The sequence below is a fragment of the Streptococcus sp. FSL W8-0197 genome, assembly GCF_037963785.1.
In the GTDB taxonomy this organism is placed as follows: domain Bacteria; phylum Bacillota; class Bacilli; order Lactobacillales; family Streptococcaceae; genus Streptococcus; species Streptococcus oralis_CQ.
Genome location: NZ_CP150168.1, coordinates 1462744 through 1488662 on the forward strand (window position 1 = coordinate 1462744; position 25919 = coordinate 1488662).

At 40.3% G+C, this 25919-nt stretch carries 25 protein-coding genes, 1 tRNA gene and 1 pseudogene; 6 read left to right on the forward strand and 21 right to left on the reverse strand.

Annotation, left to right across the window (positions count from 1 at the left end):
- Positions 1–2 precede the first annotated feature (2 nt).
- From NYE79_RS07345 to NYE79_RS07365, 5 genes are all read right to left on the reverse strand, one after another.
- Complete coding sequence (locus NYE79_RS07345; protein WP_339293661.1) at positions 3–1280, reverse strand: ABC transporter permease; 1278 nt, start codon at positions 1278–1280, stop codon at positions 3–5.
- 393 nt (positions 1281–1673) lie between these two features.
- Positions 1674–1759 (reverse strand) — tRNA-Leu (locus NYE79_RS07350).
- Positions 1760–1839: 80 nt separating this feature from the next.
- On the reverse strand, positions 1840–2415 hold the full coding sequence (locus NYE79_RS07355; protein WP_096753642.1) for an isochorismatase family cysteine hydrolase: 576 nt from the start codon (positions 2413–2415) through the stop codon (positions 1840–1842).
- Complete coding sequence (codY, locus tag NYE79_RS07360; protein ID WP_000940725.1) at positions 2415–3203, reverse strand: GTP-sensing pleiotropic transcriptional regulator CodY; 789 nt, start codon at positions 3201–3203, stop codon at positions 2415–2417. Before codY ends, NYE79_RS07355 begins: the two co-directional genes overlap by 1 nt.
- Positions 3204–3485: 282 nt before the next feature.
- Complete coding sequence (locus NYE79_RS07365; RefSeq protein WP_049505228.1) at positions 3486–5063, reverse strand: DEAD/DEAH box helicase; 1578 nt, start codon at positions 5061–5063, stop codon at positions 3486–3488.
- Positions 5064–5378: 315 nt separating this feature from the next.
- On the opposite strand from NYE79_RS07365, the gene NYE79_RS07370 reads away from it, so the two are divergent.
- The 6 genes and pseudogenes from NYE79_RS07370 to NYE79_RS07395 all read left to right on the forward strand — a co-directional run bounded on the left by NYE79_RS07370 (position 5379) and on the right by NYE79_RS07395 (position 13361).
- Complete coding sequence (locus NYE79_RS07370; protein ID WP_084944392.1) at positions 5379–6695, forward strand: FAD-containing oxidoreductase; 1317 nt, start codon at positions 5379–5381, stop codon at positions 6693–6695.
- 99 nt (positions 6696–6794) lie between these two features.
- The gene (gene murT, locus NYE79_RS07375) at positions 6795–8138 is read left to right on the forward strand and encodes a lipid II isoglutaminyl synthase subunit MurT (RefSeq protein ID WP_084944391.1); all 1344 of its coding nucleotides are present in this window, start codon (positions 6795–6797) and stop codon (positions 8136–8138) included.
- Positions 8138–8920, forward strand: a complete 783-nt coding sequence (gene gatD, locus NYE79_RS07380) for a lipid II isoglutaminyl synthase subunit GatD (RefSeq protein ID WP_339293662.1) — start codon at positions 8138–8140, stop codon at positions 8918–8920. Before murT ends, gatD begins: the two co-directional genes overlap by 1 nt.
- 127 nt (positions 8921–9047) lie before the next feature.
- A complete protein-coding gene (locus NYE79_RS07385) occupies positions 9048–10130 on the forward strand; it encodes a Xaa-Pro peptidase family protein (protein WP_000040917.1) in 1083 nt (360 codons plus the stop codon).
- Positions 10131–10150: 20 nt separating this feature from the next.
- Positions 10151–10720: pseudogene (locus NYE79_RS07390) on the forward strand (DpnII family type II restriction endonuclease); the annotation flags it as partial.
- Positions 10721–10763: 43 nt separating this feature from the next.
- Entirely contained in the window at positions 10764–13361 is a 2598-nt protein-coding gene (locus tag NYE79_RS07395) for a TrlF family AAA-like ATPase (protein ID WP_000439558.1), read from the forward strand.
- A gap of 257 nt (positions 13362–13618) precedes the next feature.
- On the opposite strand, the gene NYE79_RS07400 is transcribed toward NYE79_RS07395, so the two are convergent.
- The 16 genes from NYE79_RS07400 to NYE79_RS07475 form a co-directional block, all read right to left on the reverse strand.
- The gene (locus NYE79_RS07400) at positions 13619–14080 is read right to left on the reverse strand and encodes an ECF transporter S component (protein ID WP_084944389.1); all 462 of its coding nucleotides are present in this window, start codon (positions 14078–14080) and stop codon (positions 13619–13621) included.
- A complete protein-coding gene (locus NYE79_RS07405) occupies positions 14058–14831 on the reverse strand; it encodes a bifunctional hydroxymethylpyrimidine kinase/phosphomethylpyrimidine kinase (protein WP_000794752.1) in 774 nt (257 codons plus the stop codon). Before NYE79_RS07405 ends, NYE79_RS07400 begins: the two co-directional genes overlap by 23 nt.
- Positions 14821–15570, reverse strand: coding sequence for a tRNA pseudouridine(38-40) synthase TruA (truA, locus tag NYE79_RS07410; RefSeq protein ID WP_084944388.1), 750 nt, complete (start codon positions 15568–15570; stop codon positions 14821–14823). Before truA ends, NYE79_RS07405 begins: the two co-directional genes overlap by 11 nt.
- A 99-nt stretch (positions 15571–15669) precedes the next feature.
- Positions 15670–16821 carry an MFS transporter gene (locus NYE79_RS07415; RefSeq protein ID WP_254735867.1) on the reverse strand — a complete coding sequence of 384 codons (1152 nt, stop codon included), beginning with the start codon at positions 16819–16821 and terminating at the stop codon, positions 15670–15672.
- Positions 16822–16933: 112 nt separating this feature from the next.
- Positions 16934–17557: a Pr6Pr family membrane protein gene (locus tag NYE79_RS07420; protein ID WP_339293663.1), complete on the reverse strand. Its 624-nt coding sequence runs from the start codon at positions 17555–17557 to the stop codon at positions 16934–16936.
- 2 nt (positions 17558–17559) lie between these two features.
- Positions 17560–17898 carry a zinc ribbon domain-containing protein YjdM gene (locus NYE79_RS07425; protein WP_001061600.1) on the reverse strand — a complete coding sequence of 113 codons (339 nt, stop codon included), beginning with the start codon at positions 17896–17898 and terminating at the stop codon, positions 17560–17562.
- A 208-nt stretch (positions 17899–18106) separates the two neighbouring features.
- Complete coding sequence (locus NYE79_RS07430) at positions 18107–18625, reverse strand: Dps family protein (protein WP_084944386.1); 519 nt, start codon at positions 18623–18625, stop codon at positions 18107–18109.
- Between the two features lie 188 nt (positions 18626–18813).
- A complete protein-coding gene (tpiA, locus tag NYE79_RS07435; RefSeq protein WP_000087899.1) occupies positions 18814–19572 on the reverse strand; it encodes a triose-phosphate isomerase in 759 nt (252 codons plus the stop codon).
- 96 nt (positions 19573–19668) lie between these two features.
- Positions 19669–20346, reverse strand: coding sequence for a DnaD domain-containing protein (locus NYE79_RS07440; RefSeq protein ID WP_084944385.1), 678 nt, complete (start codon positions 20344–20346; stop codon positions 19669–19671).
- A gap of 8 nt (positions 20347–20354) precedes the next feature.
- On the reverse strand, positions 20355–21299 hold the full coding sequence (gene metA / locus NYE79_RS07445) for a homoserine O-succinyltransferase (RefSeq protein ID WP_339293664.1): 945 nt from the start codon (positions 21297–21299) through the stop codon (positions 20355–20357).
- Between the two features lie 181 nt (positions 21300–21480).
- Positions 21481–21993 (reverse strand): adenine phosphoribosyltransferase, encoded by a 513-nt coding sequence (locus NYE79_RS07450; protein ID WP_001049316.1) that lies wholly within the window; start codon positions 21991–21993, stop codon positions 21481–21483.
- Between the two features lie 179 nt (positions 21994–22172).
- Positions 22173–22862 carry a 50S ribosomal protein L1 gene (gene rplA, locus NYE79_RS07455; RefSeq protein WP_001085675.1) on the reverse strand — a complete coding sequence of 230 codons (690 nt, stop codon included), beginning with the start codon at positions 22860–22862 and terminating at the stop codon, positions 22173–22175.
- A gap of 207 nt (positions 22863–23069) precedes the next feature.
- The gene (rplK, locus tag NYE79_RS07460; RefSeq protein WP_001085808.1) at positions 23070–23495 is read right to left on the reverse strand and encodes a 50S ribosomal protein L11; all 426 of its coding nucleotides are present in this window, start codon (positions 23493–23495) and stop codon (positions 23070–23072) included.
- A 122-nt stretch (positions 23496–23617) separates the two neighbouring features.
- Positions 23618–24334 (reverse strand): LD-carboxypeptidase LdcB/DacB, encoded by a 717-nt coding sequence (gene ldcB / locus NYE79_RS07465; RefSeq protein ID WP_000747741.1) that lies wholly within the window; start codon positions 24332–24334, stop codon positions 23618–23620.
- Between the two features lie 14 nt (positions 24335–24348).
- Positions 24349–24810 carry an HIT family protein gene (locus NYE79_RS07470; protein WP_000335633.1) on the reverse strand — a complete coding sequence of 154 codons (462 nt, stop codon included), beginning with the start codon at positions 24808–24810 and terminating at the stop codon, positions 24349–24351.
- A gap of 1 nt (position 24811) precedes the next feature.
- On the reverse strand, positions 24812–25849 hold the full coding sequence (locus NYE79_RS07475) for a M42 family metallopeptidase (protein ID WP_001076926.1): 1038 nt from the start codon (positions 25847–25849) through the stop codon (positions 24812–24814).
- Positions 25850–25919: the final 70 nt, after the last annotated feature.

A 25919-nucleotide genomic window follows, 5' to 3' on the forward strand; every position in this document is an offset into this window, starting at 1 on the left:
TCTTAACTAATAGATGATAAAATTTCTTTCGGCGATTTTCTAAATAGAAATACGAAACAAAGGGCTACAGACAAGCAACCAATCAGGAGCAGAAAGACATAGGATTCTGCAAAGGATAGGAGACTGGTTGATAGACCACTTGCTTTGGCCAGCGTGTCCTGTAAAGTTACCTGATCTCCACTGGCTAGTACAGTTTGGAGTAGATAGGATGTGATGGCATTTCCTGCAACAAATGCTGGAAGCAAAGCTCCAAGAGATACCAAAACTAGCTCTAAACAGAACTGGAGGAAGATTGAGATCTTGCTTTTTCCAAGTGCCAGAAGAATCCCCACTTCGTAGACTCTTTCTCTCAACCAGAGGGACAAGACCAAAATTAAGGCTCCAGCTCCAGCTATCAACATCCCATAAAGGAAGATGGTGAGGAAGGTTTGGAAGGTTGCCACTGAGTCTTTGATTTGTTCAAAGGCCTTGTTCTCCTTCTCAACTTGGTAGCCTTGACTTTCTAAAGCCAAGTTTTCTACCTGCTTCATGAGTCCGTCCATTTCCTTAGGATTTTCTACATAGAAGCGAGCTGCACTGACTTGCGGTTCACTATTTCCCAGAAGCGTTTGGCTGCTTTCATAGTCTGTAAAGACCTGGTTTTCACTGAAGTCGGAAGACAAGCCTGTGAATTTTTCTTGTTTCTTACCAGAAAAGATGCCGACAATCTCAAACTCTACTGTTTGCCCTTTTCCAGCTTCGGACTGACCAGCATCCAAGCGAATCTTGTCATGAAGCGAAAGACCGTTCTTCTTGGCCAACTCTTCGTGGATAAGGATTTTCTTGGAATCCCCTTTTTGAAGGTGTCGCCCTTCTTTTAGGTTGAAAGCCGAACTGGTAAAGGTGACATCCTTGGATGAATCCTCAAGAGCCGTTAAGCTAACCAAGTTCTTGTCTGCAGCTGACAAATCATCACGTTCTACGCTCTGCTCACCACTCACCGCTTCCTTGTCTTTCAGTTTTGCGACCGTCTCAAGTTCAGGAGAGACATTTTCCAGTCCCTTAATCTTGCTCACGGATGCAAGGTCAGACAACTTGAAGGTCTGTCCATTTTCTATCTTTTTGATAGAAAATGAAGTATTGAGTGATTTGTAAAGATTGCTTTCTACTGTTTTGTTGGACTTCATCAGAGTCAAACAGGCTGAAATTCCTGCTAAAAGGACAAATAAAATCAGAAATAAAATAAAACTTCTCAGTCGTTTTCTGCTGACATAAGCCCAAGCTCTTTGGATTGGATTCATTTGTCACCTCCATGTTTGTAAGACTATTATAAAATCCAAATATGAAATGTTTATGAAATCGAAAATTTTTTTGATTTATTTTTGAAAAAAACAAAAAAGCTAGCAAACGCTAACTTTTCTTCTTATATAAGGATGTATAGTACCAATCAAAAATCTACTTCATTTTAAAAATGATAGTCACATCTTTCTGATTAGTATTTTTCCATCTCCTAAGTTCTTCATTTTCTGACTTGTGTTTGAGGAAATTCTTGATAGGATGAAATGGAAAACTCAGTTTAAATGTTCTGATACAATGACTGTTCTTGATGCCAATATTTTTCGATATAGGAAACGTAGCCTCTAATCTTATTTGTAAAAACAAAAAAGAGCTAGCCAAAGCTAACTCTTACCCTATGCGGAGAGAGGGACTTGAACCCTCACGACCTAAAGCGGTCACAGGATCCTTAGTCCTGCGCGTCTGCCAATTCCGCCATCCCCGCGTCGATTACTTTACTAGTATATCAACTTTCAAAATCTTTGTCAACACTTTTTTCAGATTTTTTTCATTTTTCCAACAGTCTTATAGTTCAATTTCAGCAAGGTTTTCATCCAGTAATTTTGCTCCCAATGTGTTCTTAAAATGCCCAAGAGCAAACTGATGATTTTCTGGCCAAATAGAGGCAACTGCAGGCTTGACAATCTCGATTTGATAACCTAAATTATAGGCATCAATAGCCGTATGAAGGACGCAAATGTCCGTCAGGACTCCAGTTAAGATAACAGTATCAACCCGACGTTCCCGCAAACGGATATCTAAGTCCGTTCCTGAAAATGCTGAATAGTGACGTTTGTCCATCCAAAAGACGCGACTATCCGCCTCATGCTCAGCATAAAAATCAGCTAGGGGGCCATAAAGGTTACGCCCACTAGTTCCGATGATATTGTGCGGTGGAAAAAGCTTACTTTCTGGGTGGAATGTATCCTTCTCCTCATGAGCATCAATGGTAAAAAAGACATAATCCCCACGTTCAAAAGCCAGTCTGGTTACCTGATCAATGGCTTTTGATATTGCTTGAGCGGGTGCTCCAGCAGTTAGCTTTCCATGATCTGCTACGAAATCCTCTGTATAGTCAATCGAGATTAAAGCTTTTGCCATTAGTAATCCCTCTTTTTCACTTCCTCAAAAATATCACCAATTAGAACTTTGAGATAAGTCCCCTTCATTCCTAATGAACGACTCTCAATAATTCCCGCTGACTCCAGTTTACGAAGCGCATTGACAATCACTGAGCGTGTAATGCCAATACGGTCTGCAATAACAGACGCAGTCAGCTGCCCTTCATTTCCATCCAATTCAGCTAAAATAGCTGATACGGCACGAAGTTCTGAATAGGAAAGGGTGTTGACCGCCATGGTAACAGCCGTACGACGGCGAATATTCTTCTCATCTTCTTCACGTTGGAAGTTCAACAGTTGAATTCCCACAACCGTGCTCGCAATCTCGACAAGGATCAAATCTTCATCTTCAAACTTCTTATCATTGCGCCAAATAATCAACGAACCTAGGCGAATCCCTGATACATGAATCGGAGCGATGGTCGTCAAACCATCTGGAAAGTCCGCACGGCTCTCTACAGGGAAAATAGTCAAATCATGTTCAACAGGAAGATTGGCTTCCGTGTCATAAATCATGTTTGCGCCTTGTACATAGACCTCAGGGAAGGTTTTAGTTTGGAAGAACTGTTCTACACGGTCATTATTTGTCTTATAACGCATAAAGTAGCCCAAGAGACGTCCCTTGTTATTCACAATACAAGCGTTACAGTCAATAATATCAGCTAACTGGCGTGTGATCGCATTGTAAGGAAGTTCATCTTGAAGTTGCTCCTCAGAGCGCTTTAGAATAGACGTGATTTTTCTTGTTTTTTCTAATAAATGTGCCATTTTTTACCTCGCATATAATCGCTTCCATTATAACATAGAAAAGTCTTTATTTCAATAATTATCTGAAAATTGCTTATTTAATTGCAATTTTGAACAGCAAAAATATTTTAGAAAAAAGCGAGTTTTTTTATTGACATCCTATTTTATTTTTGATATTATAACATTATAAGAAGATGACATGATAAATCCCTTTCCGTTTCACCTATCCTTTACTATCACCATCTTCTTTTACTATCGGTCTCCTTATATATAAAAGCGATTCACAGTGTGAATCGCTTTTTTCTATTTGTCTCCTTTGTTACGAATAACAAAGCCTGTCTTCTTTTCGCTTGAAGTGTTGCGAGGTTTTTTATTGTCTTTATTACGGTAACGTCTGTCTTTATCAAAACGATCGTTCCCACGACTGCCTTTTTTGAAATCATCACGGCGACCATTACCACGGCGATCACGGTCTCGACGGTCGTCCCCACGACGGCCTCCACGACCTCCCTTACCTTTGCCACCAAAGCCATTACCTGATGGTTTAAATGGCAGTGGTTTTTCACGCGCAATCTCCACTTCAGGAAGGCTGTCTGGATCTTGGACTGTCAGGCTCAAGATATACATAGCCAATTCTTCTGGACTAAATTCTGCAGCTAACTTACGAGCATCTTTAGCAAATTTCTCAAAGTTCCCACGAATTGCTTCGTCTGCGAAGTCTCGTTCGATTTTCTTGAGAGCTACTTGTTTCTTAGCTTGGAAGGCTTCTTCTGCTGTTGCTGGTTTCAAGCCTTTCATGCGCTTCTTAGTCAAGTTTTCGATGATTTGAAGGTAGCCCATTTCATTTGGAGAAACAAAGGTAATAGATTGACCTGACTTACCAGCACGACCTGTACGGCCGATACGGTGAACATAACTTTCAGGATCTTGTGGAATATCGTAGTTGTAGACATGGGTCACACCTGAGATATCCAAACCACGTGCTGCCACGTCAGTCGCAACTAGAACATCAAGATTCCCATTTTTAAAATCACGAAGGACACGAAGACGTTTATTTTGGTCCAAATCACCATGAATCCCTTCAGCACGGAAGCCACGAATTTTAAGTCCACGAGTCAATTCATCTACACGGCGTTTGGTACGACCAAATACGATAGCAAGTTCTGGTTGTTCCACATCCATGAGACGTGTCATAGTATCAAATTTCTCTTGTTCCTTGACACGGATATAGTACTGATCCACCAGCTCTGTTGTCAATTCCTTGGCAGCAATCTTGACATGCTCAGGGTCTTTCATAAACTGAACACCGATACGTTTGATAGCATCTGGCATGGTTGCTGAAAAGAGCAAGGTTTGACGATTTTCAGGGACACGGGAAATGATGGCTTCAATGTCTTCAAGGAAGCCCATGTTGAGCATTTCGTCCGCTTCGTCAAGGATCAGGGTTTCAATATCTTGTAATTTCAAGGCCTTGCGTTTAATCAAGTCCAAGAGACGGCCTGGTGTTCCTACCACGATGTGGGCACCAGATTTAAGGGCCTTGATTTGTTTTTCAATGCTGGAACCACCGTAAACTGAGCGAACTTTCACTCCTTTGCTACGGCCAAAGCGGAAGAGTTCTTCTTGGCTTTGGACAGCGAGTTCACGAGTTGGAGCGATAACCAAGGCTTGGATGGTCGCTTCTTCTGTACGGATTTTTTCAAGGGTTGGCAAGCCAAAGGCTGCGGTTTTCCCTGTACCAGTCTGAGCTTGACCGATAACGTCTTTTCCTTCGAGAGCCAATGGAATGGTCTGTTCTTGGATGGGACTGGCTTCTACAAATCCAGCTTTTTCAATCTCTGCTAGCAATTCAGCAGACAAGTTAAATTCATTAAATTTCACGTTATTCTTCTTTCTAAAGGTGGTGCGAAGCCACCCTATAGGGCTTTAGTTTATACTTTTCTTTTCATGACGTATCTTCTACAAAAAAGAGATACCGTGTTGCTTCTTTTCCACGAAAGAAAAGTACTAGTTTCTTTGCAACCTATCTAGTATAACACAAGAGCGGGGCAAAAGATAGTAGAATCCTTAAGGAAAATCATGTAAACGATTTTCCACAAATATAAATACAGCCTTATATGATTCGTTTCTCCGTAGCGGAATTGTGCAAAAGTTTTTTTCTTGTGCTAGAATGAAATCAAACAGGAGGATTAAAAAATGTTAACATACGATTTAATTGTTATTGGATTTGGTAAGGCTGGTAAAACACTAGCTGGTAAATTGGCTTCAGCTGGCAAAAAAGTTGCCCTCGTTGAACGTAGTAAAGCTATGTATGGCGGAACTTGTATCAATATCGGATGTATCCCAACTAAAACCTTGTTAGTTGCTGCTGAGAAAGATTTGTCTTTTGAAAAAGTCATTGCTACCAAAAATACTATCACTGGTCGCCTCAATGGTAAAAACTATGCAACTGTTGCTGGTACAGGCGTAGATATCTTTGATGCGGAAGCACACTTCCTTTCAAATAAAGTCATCGAAATCCAAGCAGGTGATGAAAAACAAGAACTGACTGCTGAAACAATTGTCATCAACACTGGCGCTGTTTCAAACGTCTTACCTATTCCTGGACTTGCTACAAGTAAGAATGTCTTTGACTCAACAGGTATCCAAAACTTGGACAAATTGCCTGAAAAACTTGGAGTACTTGGAGGTGGAAACATCGGTCTTGAATTTGCAGGACTCTACAACAAACTTGGTAGCAAGGTCACAGTTCTAGATGCCTTGGACACATTCCTTCCTCGTGCAGAACCTTCCATCGCAGCACTTGCTAAACAATACATGGAAGAAGACGGCATTGAATTGCTTCAAAACATCCGTACTACTGAAATCAAAAACGACGGTGATCAAGTGCTCGTCGTAACTGAAAACGAAACCTACCGTTTCGATGCCCTTCTCTACGCAACTGGACGTAAGCCAAACGTAGAACCACTTCAACTTGAGAATACTGATATTGAACTAACAGAGCGTGGTGCTATCAAAGTCGACAAACATTGTCAAACAAACGTTTCTGGTGTCTTTGCAGTTGGAGACGTCAATGGTGGACCTCAATTTACCTACATTTCACTTGATGACTTCCGTGTTGTCTACAGCTATCTTGCTGGAGATGGCAGCTACACACTCGAAGACCGGCTCAATGTACCAAACACCATGTTCATCACACCTGCACTTTCTCAAGTTGGTTTGACAGAAAGCCAAGCAGCTGATTTGAAACTTCCATACGCTGTCAAGGAAATTCCTGTTGCAGCAATGCCTCGTGGTCACGTAAATGGCGACCTTCGCGGAGCCTTCAAAGCTGTTGTCAATACTGAAACAAAAGAAATTCTCGGTGCAACTATCTTCTCAGAAGGCTCTCAAGAAATCATCAACATCATCACTGTTGCCATGGACAACAAGATTCCTTACACTTACTTCACAAAACAAATCTTCACTCACCCAACCTTGGCTGAGAACTTGAATGACTTGTTTGCGATTTAAGTTGAGACTGATTTTTTAGCTAACAGCCCTCATCGGGCTGTTTTTGTTTATGCGAAATCTCAAATCTGTCTTTTCTTTCTTTTATGATATAATAGAAACATGAAATTAAAAACTACTTTAGGCCTTCTAGCTGGGCGTTCTTCTCACTTCATCTTGAACCGTCTTGGTCGTGGAAGTACGCTCCCAGGAAAACTTGCCCTTCACTTTGATAAAGATATTTTACAAAACCTAGCTAAAAACTACGAGATTGTCGTGGTCACTGGAACCAACGGGAAAACCCTGACAACTGCCCTCACTGTCGGCATCTTAAAAGAGATTTATGGTCAGGTTCTTACCAATCCAAGCGGTGCCAATATGATTACAGGGATTACGACAACCTTCTTGACGGCCAAATCCTCTAAAACTGGAAAAAATATTGCCGTCCTCGAAATTGACGAGGCCAGTCTATCTCGTATCTGTGATTACATCCATCCTAGCCTTTTTGTCATCACTAATATTTTCCGTGACCAGATGGACCGCTATGGTGAGATTTACACGACTTATAACATGATTTTGGATGCAATCCGTAAGGTGCCTACGGCTACAGTTCTCCTCAATGGTGACAGTCCGCTTTTCTACAAGCCATCTATTCCAAATCCTGTACAGTATTTTGGTTTTGACTTGGAAAAAGGACCAGCCCAACTAGCTCATTACAATACCGAAGGAATCCTCTGTCCTGACTGCCAAGGTATCCTCAAATACGAACACAATACCTATGCCAATTTGGGTGCCTATATCTGTGAAAATTGTGGCTGCAAACGTCCTGAATTGGACTACCGTCTGACAGACTTGGTTGAATTGACCAACAATCGCTCTCGTTTTATCATTGACGGACAAGAATACGGCATCCAAATCGGTGGACTTTACAACATCTACAATGCCCTTGCTGCGGTTGCCATTGCTCGATTCCTCGGCGCTGATTCGCAACGGATCAAACAAGGATTTGACAAGAGTCGTGCAGTCTTTGGTCGTCAGGAAACCTTCCATATCGGTGACAAGGAATGTACCCTTGTCCTCATCAAGAATCCAGTCGGTGCAACTCAGGCTATCGAGATGATTAAACTAGCGCCTTATCCATTTAGCCTTTCTGTCCTCCTCAATGCCAACTATGCAGATGGAATTGACACTAGCTGGATCTGGGATGCGGACTTTGAACAAATCACTGACATGGATATCCCTGAAATCAATGCTGGCGGTGTTCGTCATTCTGAAATCGCGCGTCGTCTACGGGTGACAGGATACCCAGCTGATAAAATCACTGAAACAAGCAATCTGGAGCAAGTTCTCAAGACCATTGAGAACCAGGACTGCAAACATGCCTATATCCTGGCTACTTATACTGCTATGCTGGAATTCCGCGAACTGCTGGCTAGTCGTCAGATTGTTAGAAAGGAGATGAACTAATGGTTTATACTTCAATTTCCTCAAAAGCTGGCAACTACCCTTATCAGCTCAACATCGCCCACCTCTACGGAAACCTCATGAATACCTACGGGGACAATGGAAACATCCTCTTGCTCAAGTATGTGGCTGAAAAACTTGGAGCTCATGTGACGGTTGACATCGTTTCTCTCCATGATGCCTTTGATGAAAACCACTACGATATCGCCTTTTTCGGTGGTGGCCAAGACTTTGAACAGAGTATTATCGCTGGCGACTTACCTGCTAAAAAAGAGAGCATTGACAACTACATCCAAAACGATGGTGTGGTTCTAGCCATCTGTGGTGGCTTCCAACTATTGGGGCAATACTATATTGAAGCTTCCGGAAGACGCATCGAAGGTCTAGGTGTCATGGGCCACTATACCCTCAACCAGACCAATAACCGTTTTATCGGTGACATCAAGATTCACAATGAAGATTTCAATGAAACCTACTATGGATTTGAAAATCACCAGGGTCGTACCTTCCTCTCAGACGACCAAAAACCACTGGGACAGGTGGTCTATGGAAATGGAAACAACGAAGAAAAGGTCGGCGAAGGAGTTCATTATAAGAATGTCTTTGGTTCCTACTTCCACGGACCTATCCTTTCTCGTAATGCCAATTTGGCTTATCGCCTAGTCACTACTGCCCTCCGAAAAAAATACGGTCAGGACATCCAACTCCCTGCCTATGAGGATATTCTCAGTCAAGAAATCGCTGAAGAATACAGCGACGTCAAAAGCAAGGCTGACTTTTCTTAAACCAAGAAAAACTATATCAAAGAACTCCCCTATCTTGTCGGAGTTCTTTTTGCCTGTTCTTTTACCCTTCTCCCTTGCATTTTCTCTCATTTTTTGCCAAAATAGAGGGGTAGAAAGAAGGTAGCATATGTCTAAATTACAACAAATCCTAACATATCTTGAATCAGAAAAACTAGACGTCGCTGTCGTATCTGACCCCGTCACTATCAATTACCTCACTGGCTTTTACAGTGATCCCCATGAACGCCAAATGTTCCTCTTTGTCCTAGCGGACCGGGAACCTCTCCTCTTTGTCCCAGCCCTTGAAGTGGAGCGTGCAAGCAGCACTGTTTCCTTCCCAGTAGTGGGCTATGTGGATTCTGAAAATCCATGGCAAAAAATCAAAAACGCTTTGCCTCAACTTGACTTCAAACGTGTCGCTGTTGAGTTTGACAATCTCATCTTAACCAAATACCATGGTTTGAAAACGGTCTTTGAAACTGCTGAATTTGAAAATCTCACTCCTCGCATCCAACGCATGCGCCTCATCAAGTCAGCTGATGAAGTTCAAAAAATGATGGTTGCTGGTCTCTATGCTGATAAGGCTGTAAAAGTTGGTTTTGACAACATTTCTCTTGATAAGACTGAGACAGATATCATTGCGCAAATCGACTTTGCCATGAAACGTGAAGGCTATGAAATGAGCTTTGATACCATGGTCTTGACTGGCGATAACGCTGCAAATCCACACGGAATTCCTGGTGCAAACAAAGTTGAAAAGGACGCCCTTCTCCTCTTTGACCTCGGTGTCATGGTTAATGGCTACGCCTCAGATATGACTCGTACGGTCGCTGTCGGTAAGCCTGACCAATTCAAGAAAGACATTTACAACTTGACCCTTGAAGCCCAACAAGCTGCCCTTGACTTTATCAAGCCAGGTGTGACTGCACATGAAGTTGACCGCGCTGCCCGTGAAGTCATTGAAAAAGCTGGTTATGGTGAGTACTTCAACCACCGTCTCGGTCACGGTATCGGTATGGATGTCCACGAATTCCCTTCTATCATGGAAGGAAACGACATGGTCATCGAAGAAGGCATGTGCTTCTCTGTTGAACCAGGTATCTATATCCCTGGTAAAGTCGGTGTTCGTATCGAAGATTGCGGTGTTGTTACCAAGGATGGCTTTGACCTCTTTACAAGCACCAGCAAAGATTTGCTTTATTTTGATTAAACTTAGAGACAAGCAAAAAGTCAGCTCAAATTGTGGATTATGTTGTTTTTGCGGAACAATCTGGTTTATTAGATTTTCTCCAAATTAAAGTAAACCGTTCTTTAGTTGATTATGTTTATGGTGTAGAGGCTGGTTTGGATAGTAACGCTCGTAAAAATCGTAGTAGCACAATAATGGAAGGTATCTTAGAACGACACGTTGCAAAAATAGCTCAAAAACAAGGACTTGAATGGAAAGCTCAAGCAACTGCCTCATTTATTAAATCAAATTGGGGTATTGAGGTGCTAGTAGATAAATCAGAACGGCACTTTGATGTAGCTGTTTATTCTAGGGAACGTCATAAAGTTTGGCTCATTGAAACGAACTACTATGGTGACAGTGGAAGTAAACTTAAAGCGGTTGCTGGTGAATTTACTAAACTTAATCAGTTTAGTAAAGAATCAAAAGATGACATTGAGTTTATCTGGGTGACAGATGGACAAGGTTGGAAAACTGCTCACTTACCACTCTCCGAAGCATTTGAACACATTCAAAATGTTTTTAATTTGAATATGCTTAAAAATAACTTTTTGCGTGAGCTTTTAAAATAAATCGCGATAGTTCAAACTAACATTCAAAGGTCAGGTAAATATTATGGAAAGACATTATGCAAGATATTATAAATGCGCATTGCAAGTAAACCCATATTCTTATTCAAAGTTTAGAGGAAAAACTATTATTGATGAAGAAGAGTATAACAAAAAGATACTTGAGGAGTGTTTAAAAAATGGAATAAAAGTAGTTGGCCTTGCAGACCATGGTAGTATCGACTCTTCTACAAGCCTTCGAACCTATCTGTCTGAAAATGGTATTTTAACTTTACCAGGGTTTGAAATTTCTTCGGCTGAAAAAATTCATATGGTTTGTTTATTCTCACCTGAATTCGATAATTCAAGACTAAATAGGATTTTAGGTCAACTAGGCTTGCCTACAGATATTAAAAATGGAACTGAATCTAGCAATCTTTCATGTTTAGAAATTGCTAAAAAAGTTCAAGATAATGATGGTTTCTGGTATGCAGCCCATATTACAGGTGACAATGGCATACTTAAAATTGGGAAAATGAATCATATATGGAAAAATGAACTTCTTTCTGTTGCACAAATTCCGAATAGCGTAGAAAATATTGACCCAAATTATAAAAATATAATTCAAAATACGGATACAAATTATAAACGAAATAAACCTATTGCATATATCAACTCATCAGATATAGAATCGCCTGAAGATTTGTCTAAGCCTGTGGCTAGTGTACTTGTTAAAATGTCAGAATTATCTTTTCAAGCATTTAAAATGGCATTTAAAGATTCGGAATCTAGGATAAAATTAAACAGTACTGAAAAAAAGTGCTATAAGAGCACTATTGACGAAATTTCTATATCTGGGGGATACCTAGATGGCTTAGCTGTTGCATTTTCTGATGAAGTTTCTACTATAATAGGAGGTAGAGGAACTGGTAAATCTACATTAATAAATCTAATTATTTATTGTTTAGATAAATATCATTACACAAAAGAATTTGAAAAATACATAGACTCCTTTGCTGAGTCGAATCTTGGAACTGGTGGCGAAGTTAAGTTAACGATTACTTCATACTCGCAAAATGGACAGCAATTTAATATTAGCAGGAGATATAAACAAAATATTACTATTAGAAATGAAAACGGAGAAATATCTGATTTATCTATTGATGAAATATTGCCTAATTTAGAAGTGTATGCTCAAAACGAATTAATTGAAGTTATAAAATCCAAAAAAAGAATTACCGAATCGGTCAAAAGATTAATTTGTATAGATTCAAAGATACTTAACAAAAGAAAAAAAGCATATGAATCTCTTAATGAAAATACACGGGAGCTTCTAAGAGTTTCAAATAATCTAGAAAAATTAGAAAAAGATACTAGTGATTTACCTGCGAAACAATCACAATTAAGACACTATAATTCTATAACAGGGTTAGAGGAAAAGATTGCTCCTATAACTAAAATTACCGCTATAGACTCTAAAATATCTATACTATCTGATGCTATCTGTGATCATGAAATTACAGATAATGAGATTGTAATAGAATCAATAATTGATGAATGGGACAGAAAAGAAAATGATGATTTAACAAATCTCATTAACTCTATAGATGAATATAATCGAGAAAGTCAAATAATATTCAAACAACAAGAAAAGATATTTTCATCTCTAAAAGAAAAGGTTTCAAAAACAAAAGAGTCGTGGGGGAAATATAAGCAAAATGAAGAAATAAAATTCAAAAAAATATTCAAAGACATTCCAGAAGTACAAGATAAAAATAGTAAAGAAGTGCTCGAAGAATATCGTGGCCTGCTGAAAGAAATTAATGATTCAAAACCTACTCTATTGAAAATTGAAGCAACTAAAGAAGAGTTAGAGAAGTTAAAGAAAGCTAGAAAAGAACTTTTAGAGAATTGCAAAGAGGCTAATATAGAATATATTAATGCAGTATCTAAACGAATTAAAAAGCTGGATAAATCCAATCTAGGCAAATTAGTTAAAATAGAAATCGATTGCCTACAAAATAAAGAATCTTTGTTGGAGGAACTCAAAAAAATTGAAGGAATTGGCGATAAATCAATTCAATCTATTAGTGATTACAAAAATTTTGACATGATTACTTTTATCGAGAATATTCGAAAAGGGCCGGTTGAGTTGGCTAAAGAATATAACTTAACTAGTAACACTTCGCAGAAAATTTGTAGATTAACTAATGAACAATGTTGGAAATTAGAAGAGCTTATTCTAGGTGATATTACTAATATTTCTCTCAAAGTTGGAGATAAATTCAAATCTATGGATAATTTATCAAAAGGTCAGCAGTGTACAGCCCTCTTAAATATTCTATTAGTCGAAAATAGGGATCCTTTAATTATTGATCAACCTGAGGATAATCTTGATAATGCCTATATTGCAGATAGCTTAGTTGCCTCAATTAGGAATAATAAAACAAATCGTCAATATATTTTTGCTACTCATAATGCCAACATTCCTGTCTTTGGTGATGCAGAACTAATTATTGGACTTGTCGAAGAAGATGGACAAGGCAAAATTAATGGACATGCTATCGGATCGATTGATAACAAACAAGTTATGAATCAAGTTGTGAATATTCTTGAAGGTGGTGAAACTGCTTTTAAGATTCGGAAGGAAAAATACCAGTTTTAGTTAATAGACCTTATTTAGGTGATTGCTTTAAAAAGTGACTGATAACTAATAATAAAAACTCATAGGAAATTTATTATAAAACTTTTCCTATTTTAGTAAATTCCAAATAAGGCGCATCCTAAAAAAAGAAAATATATCAACATAAAAGGACAGTATATTATCAACTGTCCTTTTAAGATTTTGCTATAAGTTTTATAAGGTGAGTGGACTCAGATTATTTAGACTGCTGAGTATCAAGCTACCTATAGCTGACTTTTTTATTTTATCTTCTTGACACTCTTAAAAACTACAAACCCTACAACCATACCCAAGGTATTTTGCAGGAAGTTTGGAAGAATATCTGGTAAGGCTGCGGACCAGCCATTCATTAGGGTAGAACCTAGAGCATAGCCACTTACCATGACGATTGTAGCCAAGACTAAGCCCAGCCATTGCCATTTCCCTTTAAAACCTGCAAAAAATCCTTGCAAGCCATGGTTTACCAAGCTAAAGAACATCCACTGTGGAAAGCCTGATAAAAGGTCAATCAGAAAACCTGCTAGTCCTCCAACGATGGCTCCTTCTTTACTGCCAAAGTAAAAGGCAGTAAAGAAAATACCTGCATCCAAGAGAGTCAACATTCCTGTTGGCGTTCCAATTTTCAAGTAATAACCTAGGACTACTGAAAGAGCGGTTAGAAGAGATACAAGTGCGATTTTAGTTGTTTTGGTTTGCTTCATATTGTCTTACTCCATATTGATCTGCTTGTGCAATAGCACGGTAAACGAAAGCTTTCGAGCTCTCTACTGCTGGTAAAAGTTCATCCCCTTTAACCAAGTGACTGGCGATGCTTGAGGCAAAGGTACATCCTGCACCCGCATTTTGGCCTTGAATGACTGGGTTTTCTAGAACAGTGAAAGTTTGTCCATCATAAAAGACATCCACTGCCTTGTCCTGACTGAGGCGATTGCCTCCCTTGATAATAACTGCTGGCGCTCCTAAATCATGCAATTTCTGCGCTACAGCTTTCATGTCTTCCAATGTTTTAATTTCCTGACCAGCCAATAATTCTGCTTCAGGAAGATTTGGCGTAATCACACTGACATGAGGGAAAAAGCGAATCAACTCTTGACAGAGTTCACTAACAGCTACATCGTGCGTTTCCTTGCAGACCAAAACGGGGTCCAATACCACAGGCACTCCTGGACGTTGCTTGATAAAGTCCAAGGCCTTCTCAGCCACACTGACAGTAGGAAGAAGGCCAATCTTAATTCCTGCAAACTCGACATCACGTAAGCTATCCAATTCATGTTGAAAAATGGCATCGTCAGTTGGAAAGACTTCAAAGCCCTTTTCGGTCAAGGCCGTCAAACAAGTCACTGCTACAAAGCCATGCAAACCATTTAAGGTATAGGTAGCCAAATCAGCTGACAATCCACCGCCACTAAAAATATCATTCCCAGAAAGGGCTAAAATACGATTATTCTTCATAACGAATCTCCTTTAAATACAAGCCATTCGGTGCAGCCGTTGGACCTGCTAGCTGCCTGTCCTTCTTCTCCAAAATCAAGTCAATCTGCTCAACTGGCATGCGGTTGTTTCCGATTTTGAGCAGCGTTCCCACCATATTGCGAATCTGCTTATACAAGAAACCATTCCCTGAAAAGCTAAAGGTCAAAAACTGCCCTGTCTCATCAACACTAAGACTGGCTTCTGTAATGGTCCGAACCTTGTCCTCTACACTAGTCCCAGATGCTGTAAAACCGGTAAAATCGTGGGTTCCTTCTAATTTCTTGACAGCCTCCTGCATCCGCTCCACATCGAGGGGATAGGGAAAGTGAGTAGCATAGTGACGGCGCATCGGATTTTTAGGACGCCCCCTATCTACTATAAACTCATAGGTCTTGCTATGCTTGGCATAACGACAATGAAAATCATCCGCCATAATCTCAATCGAAATCACACCAATATCTTCTGGAGACTGGGTATCCAGAGCAAAACGGAGTTTTTCCTCATCCATCTGATAGGGCAGGTCAAAATGAATGACCTGACCAAGAGCATGAACCCCACTATCCGTCCTACCAGCACCGTGAACAGTGATGGCTTGCCCCTTATTGAGTCTCGTTAAGGTTTTCTCAATTTCCTCTTGAACGCTCCTCGCATGAGGCTGGCGCTGAAAACCGGCAAAGCCATAACCATCATAGGAAATGATTGCTTTATATCTTGTCATAACTTCTATTTTATCAGGAAATAAAAGTGTAAACAAGTTTAAAAACCAATAATTGTCTGGGTACAAAATTCCCAGAAAGAAAAACTTAGGAAATTAATCCTAAGCTCTCTTTTGAAGTGCGTACATAACAAAGATAGAAGTGACAATCAACCAACATCCTAAAATGGTGAAGACCAACATACCGTTTTGAGTCACCAAGCCAATCGCCCCAAGAATGAAAGGTGTCGTAAAGGCTCCAAAACTGCATCCTAGCACTGCAAAAGATGTTGCCTGATTAAGGAGCTTAGCTGGTATTCTTTCAGAAAGAAGCTGAAAGACAGTGGTCAAGGCCACACTGTAAGAAAAACCTGCCACAACACTTCCAACTACCATCACACCCAATGACGGAGACAAGGCAATCACAATTTGCCCCAATCCAAAGGTGATACCTGACCAAAGGAGCAACCTTTCTTTAAACAGAGAGATAAAGAAAGAAAAACTCACACCTGCCAAGATACCAATCAACTGCATGATACTTAAAACCAAACTCGATAACTGGGCATCCCCTAGACCTCTTTCCACCATCAGACTAGGAATACGAATGGTGATAGCTGTATTGGTGCAGACAACAACTGCTGCTTCGACAGCCAATAGAAAAATCAAGCCTTTCATCTGTCCTGTCAAACGAGTCGTTTCGGTCTCTTTTTTCTTTGTTTCTTTCTTCTCTTTCCCATAAGGGACAAAGAGCAGATAAAGGATCAATACTAAAAATCCCGCACTGTAGGCCAAGAAGGTCACTGTCCATCCCAAGGATAAGAGTTGACCGACGACTAGAGTCAAAATCGATGCTCCGACAACTTCTGCTGATCCGCGAAGACCCAACATCTGAATCCGTGTCTTTCCATGATAGCGTTCGCTGATGATAGAAATAGCCTTGGCATTGATCATCCCAACACCCAAGCCAAATAAAATCCGCATCGCAAAGACAAAGTTATAATCCTGATACCAGAAGGGAGCTGTTCCACCGATAGAGAGGATGAGAAGTCCCAGACTAATCTGAAGTCGCTCAGGAAGCAAACGCTCCAAAAAACCATTTAAAACCAGCATAATCATGATTCCAAAAGAAGGGAGACTGACCAGGAGCTCGATTTGTTCTTTGGGGTAGCCTTGATAATAGTCAAACATGGCTGGCAGAGCACTTGAGATGGAAAAGGAGGTAATCAAAACGAGGGAGAGGGCCAAAATACTAGCCCGTTCTAAATATTGTTTCATGGATTTTCTTTCTATATATTTCTCACTGTTGATCCTTTTAAAAGGAAGATGGCAAGAAAAGAAGGAGCCCGATTGAACTAGAGACTCCGTCCTAACTTTCCTCATAGGAAGACTATTTTCGCTTGATTTGCTTGATCAGATAGAAGATGAAGCCTGCAACCATATAAGCCGTAAAAATGATCAAACACCATTTGATAACCACGTCCCAACCCTTGTTCACATTTAAAAAGAAATAAGGGAAGGGATTGTCCTTGGAATTCGGAATATTGAGTTTTAAGACCAGGCCGTTAAACAAGGCAAAAATCATATAAACCAAGGGCAAGATGGTCCACAAGACTGGATCCCAGATCTTGTATCGACCCTGTTTATCAAAGAAGAGGGTGTCGGCTAAAAACCAGAGTGGAACGATATAGTGGCAAAGGAAATTTTCCACACGGTAAAAGTCTGTCGCGATCGGAGCAAGCATAAAATGGTAAATCACACAGGTAATCATGATACTCATGGTAACGCCACCCTTGAGACGAAGCAAGGTCGGACTTTGCCAATTTTCAGCTGAACGGCTCATCACACGGAGCAGATAGCCCGTGAAAATCGTTACTAAAAGATTAGACAACACTGTGTAGTAAAGGAGCATTCCAAAGCCACCGTGCTTGGTAATCTCCAAATAAACTCCTGTAAATGCCGCTAAGAACAAAAGTACACGACTATAAAAGATAAATTTGTAGTTCAGTTTCATGGCTAGATTTTCTTAACAAATTCTGACTTGAGTTTCATGGCTCCAAAACCATCAATCTTACAGTCGATGTTGTGGTCACCTTCTACGATACGGATATTTTTAACGCGAGTTCCTTGTTTCAAATCCTTTGGCGCACCTTTTACTTTCAAGTCCTTGATAAGGGTTACAGTATCGCCGTCAGCCAATTTATTTCCATTGGCATCGATAGCAACAACACCTTCTTCTACTTCTGCAACTTCTGCAGGATTCCACTCATAGGCACACTCTGGGCAGACTAAGAGACTTCCGTCTTCGTAGACATATTCTGAATTGCATTTTGGGCAATTTGGTAAGTTGTTCATAAGTCCTCCTAAAACTAACAATTATTCTTTAAAATTCATATGTTATTGAACAGCAACTATTATACCGTAAAATCCTACATTTGACAATGTATCCTAAGTCCAGCAAACAAAAAATCATGCAACTTTTTACAGTTACATGACTTTTAAAAGATGATTGTTCATGGGTACTTATCAAGCACCTCATGATAAAAGGGGTAGCAACTATATCTTACAGACCAGGAGCTTGTCCAAGTTCTGCTGTAAGCATCCAAACTGTTTTCTCAAGTTCAGCCTTAGCACCAACAAAGATATCGTTTGTAACATCATCGCCTTCTTCGTCAGTCACATCCAAAGCCTTTTGGAAAAGACTGATGAGGTAGCGATAAATAGCTAGAACACGTTCCAAGCTTTCTTCAACGTTACGGAATTCTCCTTCTTCTTCTTCGATTTCACTGTGTTGAAGGAATTCTGTCAAAGTTGAGTAAGGTTTGCCACCAAGGGTAATTAAACGTTCGCTGATTTCGTCAAGATAACCATCAAGGCTGTCCATGTATTCATCCATTTTTGGATGCCATACGAGGAAACCACGACCACGCATATACCAGTGTACTTGGTGAAGGGCAATGTGAGCCACATACAAGTCCGCTACTGCTTGGTTCAATACTTCCTTTGTTTTTACCAATGCTACTGGCGCTGTCTTAGATAATGTTGTTACGTCTTTTAATGCATCTTTTTTCAATTCAACCATTTTTTTCACCTCATAATATTATTTTTGTAACCATATTTATTGATTACTACCTCAGTATACTACACCTAGTAGACAAAAGCAAGAAAATTAACCCATATTAAAAAAGTTGTAATAGACTGATAATTTAAGAAAAATATACAGTCTTTAAAAAAAAGACAGTCTTAGAAGACTGTCTGAAATAACTTAGATTATTTTACAAAGTCAAGCAATGCCAAAAAGCTTTCAGCTTCAAGTGACGCACCGCCAACAAGGGCACCGTCAACGTCTGGGCAAGCCATGTATGAAGCAACGTTTTCAGGTTTAACAGAACCACCGTATTGAACACGAACTTTGTCAGCAACTTCTTGACCAAAGTCAGCAGCTACAACGTCACGAACAACTTTACACATTTTTTGTGCATCATCTTGTGAAGCTGATTTACCAGTACCGATAGCCCAGATTGGCTCATAAGCGATAACTGATGCAGCAACTTGTTCAGCTGTCAATCCAGCCAAAGCAGCAGATACTTGAGCACCTACGAATTCAGCAGCTTTACCAGCTTCGTAAGTTTCAAGTGACTCACCACAACAGATGATTGGAAGCATACCGTTTGCAAAGATTGCTTTTGCTTTTTTGTTGATGTCTTCGTCAGTTTCATGGAAGTAGTCACGACGTTCTGAGTGACCGATAACAACGTAGTCAGTACCGATTTCTTTCAAAACTTGTGGGCTTGTTTCACCAGTGAACGCACCTGCATTTTCAAAGTAGCAGTTTTGAGCAGCAACTTTAAGGTTTGATCCTTTAGCAGCAGCAAGAACAGCTGTCAAATCAACCGCAGGAGCTGCGATACCTGCTTCAACAAGGTCTGATGAAGGAAGTTTTGAGGCAACGGCTTCAACAAATGCTTTTGCTTCTTCTGGATTTTTGTTCATTTTCCAGTTACCAGCGATAAATGGTTTACGTGACATTTCACATACCTCTTTTTTCATTTTATTCACTATTATTCTATCATATTTATAAGGAGCTTGCAAACCTTACTCTAATTTTCAAAATTTTTCAAGCGACTAATTTTGCCACAAATTCATGGCATCAAGGAAATCATCCGAAGCCTGAACTTGTTTGGGATTGTTCGCTTCTCGCTCTGCTCGTTTGGCCTCTACTTGGGCAACAGACTGAATGCCTTCGTGGCGCCAGTTTCGTAAGATTGCCTGAATATATTTCCAGTTTGGCTTCCCATTGAGGACGGCCTCTCGGAGAGCTTCCTTAATCAAATCCGCCTTAACTCCGTCTTCTTTGACCGTCTTGGAAAGATCCTCGATTTCAAATGGTGTTAATAAGCGTCCCAATTCCTGCTGAAAAGTTTCAACCAGATCCTTCAACTGATTCTGCGGGTTTGGAGCAGTTGTAGCTAGAGTTTGGCTATCCAACAAGCTATCCAAGCGTTCAAAAGCCAAACTAGCATCAAAAATCAGCTCAATTTCCCCGTTTAGTTCAATGGTTCGATATTGTAGTAACCCATTTTCAGTCAAATTCGAAATAGATTGGTTGACATCTGCCACTTCTTTCCCAATGATTTCAGCAATCTGGCTAGGCGAAACATCTCCTAGGGCTGTGGTATTTTGTAAATAGAAAAATTGCCAGACGAGAAAATCTTCGCTGGAAGGAAAGAGTTCCTTAAAATGCAAGAGCAGGGCACTTGGCAAAACCAAGTTCCCTGATTTAAAAGCGTCAAAATATGTCATAATTCCTCTTATAAATATCCAAATGAAGCTGCATCGTCCTCTACCTTTTTCCAGTCAAAAGGAGTTTCCTGATAAACAGCATAATTAACCCAGTTACTGAAAAAGAGGGCAGCTGATGAAGACCAACAGAGACACGGTGTCTCATTCACATCATCATTTTTGAAGTAATTTTCTGGAATATGAGGATTAAGTCCTGCCTCACAATCACGAAAATACTCTTTTGCTAGAGTATCACGGTCATATTCTAAATGACCAAAACTATAAATCTCACGAAGATCCCGACTAGCTAAAATAGAAACACCGACTTGTTCTCCCTCAGAGAGGATTTCCAGATTGGTTTTTCCCAATATCTCTTCCTTATAGATTTCTGTATGACGAGAATGGGGAGCTACATAGCTATCATCAAACCCACGAAAGAGTAGATGGCCCTCTTTCAAGGTATCCTGCGGGTAAATACCTGACAGCTTCTGCTCCATCTGGTATTTTTCAACTCCATAGCGAGCATAAAGACCTGCTTGGGCACCCCAACAGATATGCAGGGTAGAAAAAACATGCGTCTTGGACCATTCGATGACCTGTTTAAACTCCTCCCAGTAGTCCACCTCCTCAAAAGGTAAGTGCTCCACTGGAGCTCCCGTGATGATCATTCCATCAAAAAAGTCATTCTTAACTTCTGAGAAGGTCTTATAGAAGGTCTCCATATGTTCGGCACGAGTCGTCTTTGAACGATGCGTTTCCATATACAAGAAATCGATATCTAACTGAAGAGGCGTATTGGCCAAATGCCGCAAGAGTTGTGTTTCTGTCACAATCTTTTGAGGCATCAGATTTAGAATCAAAATCTTCAAAGGTCGAATATCTTGGTGAGCAGCCCGTTGATCATCCATGACAAAGATATTCTCTGTCCTTAGAATCTCAACAGCAGGTAATTTTTTTTCAATCCGAATCGGCATAATATCCTCCTAACTGTACTCTTTTAGAAATAATTGAATGTGTTTGAAGTCAAATCTCAAACACTTAGTCCTTTTATTATACTGCAAGAAGATATAGTTTTCAATTATAGTTTTTCTCTAACTAGCTATAGTTTGTTTATATAGCAGATGAAGAGAAAACAGCCCCAAGGACTGTTTTTCATTAATAATGCATAAGTACCTTGTAATCGTAATCACCGATTTTTTCGCGGCCTTTAAGTTCATCAAGTTCAATCAAGAACGCACAACCGGCTACAACTCCACCAAGTCTTTCGATCATTTCAATGGTTGCCTTGACAGTTCCACCTGTCGCCAAGAGGTCATCTACGATGAGAACGCGTTGACCTGGTTTGATGGCATCAGCGTGCATAGTCAAGGTATCAATACCGTACTCTTTTTCATAGTCAGCTGAAATGACTTCACGTGGTAATTTCCCTGGTTTACGAACAGGTGCAAAGCCAATCCCCAACTCAAAAGCAACTGGGCAGCCAACAATAAATCCGCGAGCCTCTGGACCCACGATCATGTCGATTTTCTTGTCAGTTGCATACTGAACGATTTCACGAACAGCATAGCTATAGGCATTGCCATCTGCCATCAATGGGCTGATATCACGGAATGTGATGCCTTCCTTGGGATAATTTTCAATCGTTGCGATATAATCTTTTAAATTCATCTTTTTCTTTCTTTCAAAGTTTTTTACTCTCTATTATACCACATTTTCTGTGAAAGAAGAAGAGGAAAAGCACTATTCTATTGCCCCATCAGGCTATTAATAGAGTTATTTCCCCTGGAATGAACTTATCATCAAAAAAACGAGCACATTCGTACTCGTTCTCTGATATAAACTACTGATTAAAGTGAGTTTACGTCAACCTTGATACCAACACCTTGAGTAGTTGTGATTGTCAAGTTTGTTACGTAAGTTCCTTTAGCTGTAGCTGGTTTTGCTTTTTGGATTGTTTCGTTGAAAGCTTTGAAGTTTTCAACCAATTTTTCAGCTTCAAATGATACTTTACCGATGATTGCTTGAACGTTACCTGCACGGTCAGCACGGTAAGTAATTTTACCACCTTTAGACTCTTCAACTGCTTTAGCAACATCCATTGTTACAGTACCAGTCTTAGGGTTTGGCATCAAGTTACGTGGTCCAAGGACACGTCCAAGACGTCCAACAAGAGCCATCATGTCAGGTGTAGCGATAACTACGTCGAAGTCCAACCAACCGTCGTTGATTTTCGCAACAAGGTCATCTTCACCAACAAAGTCTGCACCAGCAGCTTTTGCTTCTTCAGCTTTTGCACCACGTGCAAAAACAAGAACGCGTGAAGTTTTACCAGTACCGTTTGGCAATACCATTGCGCCACGGATTTGTTGGTCAGCTTTTTTAACGTCGATGTTCAAGTTGTAAGCAACTTCTACAGTTGCGTCAAATTTTGCAAAGTTAGTTTCTTTTGCAAGTGCTACAGCCTCTTCTACACTGTATGCTTTTGTGCTGTCGATTTTCTCAAGAGCAGCACGAAGTTGTTTGCTTTTTTTAGCCATTTTCTATTCTCCTTGTAAGTGGTTCAATCGATTTTCATCTCCCACGTCACTTCTCGAAATGATGAAGTCTTGCGGGTTTTCAATCTATTAATATTCTTTTCCTACTTCCTTAAGTTCCTTTGCCGTACCCAAGTACAAGCATCAGTCACTTACCTAGTATGAAAAGTAACTAATAGACTGCTGTGAGATTTTCTACTGTGTTATTGATTAGTCAACAACAGTGAATCCCATAGAACGAGCAGTACCTTCGATCATACGCATTGCAGACTCAATGTTTGCTGCGTTCAAATCTGGCATCTTAGTTTCTGCAATTTCTTGTACTTGTGCACGAGTAACTGTAGCAACTTTAGTTTTGTTAGGTGTACCTGATCCTTTTTCAACACCTGCAGCTTTTTTCAAAAGAACAGCAGCTGGTGGTGTTTTTGTAACGAAAGTAAATGATTTGTCTTCGTATACTGAGATAACAACTGGAATGATCATACCAGCTTGGTCAGCTGTACGAGCGTTGAACTCTTTTGTGAATCCCATGATGTTGATACCAGCTTGACCAAGAGCAGGTCCAACTGGTGGAGCTGGTGTAGCTTTACCAGCAGGGATTTGCAATTTTACAAGTTTTTCGACTTTTTTAGCCATTTTTAAATCCTCCTTTGTGGTTTTGGCGGTAATGTAAGATTTTTACCTCCCACAAGTATGCTTTACACATACCTTTCCATTATACACTATTTATCTAAAAATGCAAGAGAAAAATTACTTTTTTAATCGACGTAATCTCCGCCTTCAAAGCCATAGTACTCTTCCAAACTGAGACCACTTGCAGCAATTTCTTTGGCTTCTTTTCCAACGTAGCGAAGATGCCATTCTTCTGCCATGTAGCCAGTCTCTTTTTCCTTGCCTTTGAGATAGCGAACAACAAAGCCATAGTCAGCCGCATGATCTAAGAGCCACTGGGCTGCCTTCTCCTCTGTTACCAATTCTCCATTAGTACCAATCAAATCAAAAGCAAGACCCGTTTGGTGTTCACTATAACCTGGGCGTGCTGAATAGCGATCTGCAGCTTCCTTCCCATCTTGATTCACATAGTCTTGATAAAGTTTGGTTTGGGTTTCATAACTTCTAAAACCACTGTAGTGATCGCTGATTGGGTAGCCAGCTGCTTGCATTGCTGCAATGAGTTTGACCAACTCTGCTTTAGCTGTTGGATTTTCTCCTGGATTATAGTCTTTTGACAAAGGATAGTGCTTATTAGCTATGACGATTTCATCGTACTTCCCTTGAATACTATAGTAGTCTCCCTTATTGACAACTTCTGCTTTCTTCTGACTAGAGGCTTGAGATTTGCTCCCTACAGTTCCTTCAGGTTGACTAGTTTGTTCCGTTTTTTGAGTGTTTTCTTCATTTTTAGGTTTTTCTTGAGAACATGCTGCTAGGGTTACTGCCAGCAAACCAGATAAAACAATGTATCTTTTTTTCATTTTTTCTTCCTCTCTTAGACCAAGTGCTTCTCTAATTCATCGGATAAGGCTTTAATCATTTGTTCCAACTCATGGGATTTCACTTGGCAATCTTCTGCCGCCATTTCTTCCCATGGCACCCACCAGACTGGACCACGACCATTAAGACCATAACCTTTCATATCACCTGTTCTTCTCGGAAAAAGATGCCAATGAGCGTGGGCATCTCCATTTCCTAGAAGTTCAATGTTCATCTTTTCAGCTTTAAACGTTTTGGCAACAGCTTCTTGGACCAAACTCATTTCCTCTAGAAAACGAAGTTTTACAGAAGTCTCCATATGGTGGAGTTCTGTAACATGCTCTTTTGCCAGAAATAAGGTATAGCCCTTAAAGTATTGGTGGTCTCCAATAACAACATAGCCTGTTTCTAGTTCTTTTACAAAGTAGGGATTTTCCCCTGCCTTGATCCATTCAATTCTTTGACAAATCAAGCACATATTAGTCCACCAATGCACTCTTGAGATAGGCGTCTACCATACGCTCAGTCGCCACTACTGAATCAATGTGTGTTCGTTCGTAAGAGTGACTGGACTCGATACCAGCTCCAAGGAGGGCATGCTTGACCTCGGCTCCTGCTGACATAGCTGCGGAAGCATCCGAGCCGTAAAATGGATAAATGTCGAGCTTAAATGGAATATCTTGCTCCTTTGCCAAAGCCACTAAATGTTGACGGAAGTCGTAGTGATAGGGACCTGAAGCGTCCTTGACACAGATAGACACTGTATACTCATCCGTCTGCTGGTCATCGCCCATAGCTCCCATATCTACAGCCAGATATTCTACTACCTGACTTGGAATATTGGAGTTTGCACCGTGACCCACTTCTTCAAAGACTGAAAAAGCAAAATGAGTTGTTACTGGCAATGCAATCCCCTCTTCCTTGTAAATACGAAGAAGATTGAGCAAAATCGCTGCGCTGACTTTGTCGTCCAAGTGACGTGACTTGATAAAACCAGTCTCTGTCACGATAGTTCGTGGGTCAAAGCTGATAAAATCACCGACCTCGATGCCCAAGGCGCGCGTTTCTTTTTCATTGGTTACTTTTGCGTCCAAACGCACTTCCATATTGTCCTGAGTGCGTTCAGCAGTTCCTGCATCTTTGTAGACATGGCAAGATGTCTGGTGGATGAGGATCGTTCCAGATACCGTTTTACCTGTACTAGCCACATGAACGGTACAATTCTCACCTTCAATCATGTTCCAAGGAAAACCACCGATACGGTCCAATTTGAGACGACCATCTGGCTTGACTGCACGCACAATGGCTCCAAGTGTGTCTACATGGGCAGTTACATAGCGATGTTGTTCGTCATTTTGACCTTTGATTGTTACATTGACACCACCCTTAGATGTGCGAACAAGCTTGTAACCAAGCTCTTCTAAAGTATGGACTAGGTAGTCTGAAATCTCACGAGTAAAACCCGTTGGGGATGCAATAGCGGTTAGTTCTTTGATATAGTTTATAGTCTGATTCATTTCTTCACCTCTTTCCTACCATTATAACATTTTTCTAGTCAGACTCCTTATCAAAAGGAGAAAAACTGTG

Coding starts and splice junctions, on each gene's coding strand:
- NYE79_RS07345 (WP_339293661.1), bottom strand. CDS start 1,280: ATGAATCCAATCCAAAGAGCTTGGGCTTATGTCAGCAGAAAACGACTG.
- NYE79_RS07355 (WP_096753642.1), bottom strand. CDS start 2,415: ATGGCAAAAGCTTTAATCTCGATTGACTATACAGAGGATTTCGTAGCA.
- codY (WP_000940725.1), bottom strand. CDS start 3,203: ATGGCACATTTATTAGAAAAAACAAGAAAAATCACGTCTATTCTAAAG.
- NYE79_RS07370 (WP_084944392.1), top strand. CDS start 5,379: ATGTTAACATACGATTTAATTGTTATTGGATTTGGTAAGGCTGGTAAA.
- murT (WP_084944391.1), top strand. CDS start 6,795: ATGAAATTAAAAACTACTTTAGGCCTTCTAGCTGGGCGTTCTTCTCAC.
- gatD (WP_339293662.1), top strand. CDS start 8,138: ATGGTTTATACTTCAATTTCCTCAAAAGCTGGCAACTACCCTTATCAG.
- NYE79_RS07385 (WP_000040917.1), top strand. CDS start 9,048: ATGTCTAAATTACAACAAATCCTAACATATCTTGAATCAGAAAAACTA.
- NYE79_RS07395 (WP_000439558.1), top strand. CDS start 10,764: ATGGAAAGACATTATGCAAGATATTATAAATGCGCATTGCAAGTAAAC.
- NYE79_RS07400 (WP_084944389.1), bottom strand. CDS start 14,080: ATGAAGCAAACCAAAACAACTAAAATCGCACTTGTATCTCTTCTAACC.
- NYE79_RS07405 (WP_000794752.1), bottom strand. CDS start 14,831: ATGAAGAATAATCGTATTTTAGCCCTTTCTGGGAATGATATTTTTAGT.
- truA (WP_084944388.1), bottom strand. CDS start 15,570: ATGACAAGATATAAAGCAATCATTTCCTATGATGGTTATGGCTTTGCC.
- NYE79_RS07415 (WP_254735867.1), bottom strand. CDS start 16,821: ATGAAACAATATTTAGAACGGGCTAGTATTTTGGCCCTCTCCCTCGTT.
- NYE79_RS07420 (WP_339293663.1), bottom strand. CDS start 17,557: ATGAAACTGAACTACAAATTTATCTTTTATAGTCGTGTACTTTTGTTC.
- NYE79_RS07425 (WP_001061600.1), bottom strand. CDS start 17,898: ATGAACAACTTACCAAATTGCCCAAAATGCAATTCAGAATATGTCTAC.
- NYE79_RS07430 (WP_084944386.1), bottom strand. CDS start 18,625: ATGGTTGAATTGAAAAAAGATGCATTAAAAGACGTAACAACATTATCT.
- tpiA (WP_000087899.1), bottom strand. CDS start 19,572: ATGTCACGTAAACCATTTATCGCTGGTAACTGGAAAATGAACAAAAAT.
- NYE79_RS07440 (WP_084944385.1), bottom strand. CDS start 20,346: ATGACATATTTTGACGCTTTTAAATCAGGGAACTTGGTTTTGCCAAGT.
- metA (WP_339293664.1), bottom strand. CDS start 21,299: ATGCCGATTCGGATTGAAAAAAAATTACCTGCTGTTGAGATTCTAAGG.
- NYE79_RS07450 (WP_001049316.1), bottom strand. CDS start 21,993: ATGAATTTAAAAGATTATATCGCAACGATTGAAAATTATCCCAAGGAA.
- rplA (WP_001085675.1), bottom strand. CDS start 22,862: ATGGCTAAAAAAAGCAAACAACTTCGTGCTGCTCTTGAGAAAATCGAC.
- rplK (WP_001085808.1), bottom strand. CDS start 23,495: ATGGCTAAAAAAGTCGAAAAACTTGTAAAATTGCAAATCCCTGCTGGT.
- ldcB (WP_000747741.1), bottom strand. CDS start 24,334: ATGAAAAAAAGATACATTGTTTTATCTGGTTTGCTGGCAGTAACCCTA.
- NYE79_RS07470 (WP_000335633.1), bottom strand. CDS start 24,810: ATGTGCTTGATTTGTCAAAGAATTGAATGGATCAAGGCAGGGGAAAAT.
- NYE79_RS07475 (WP_001076926.1), bottom strand. CDS start 25,849: ATGAATCAGACTATAAACTATATCAAAGAACTAACCGCTATTGCATCC.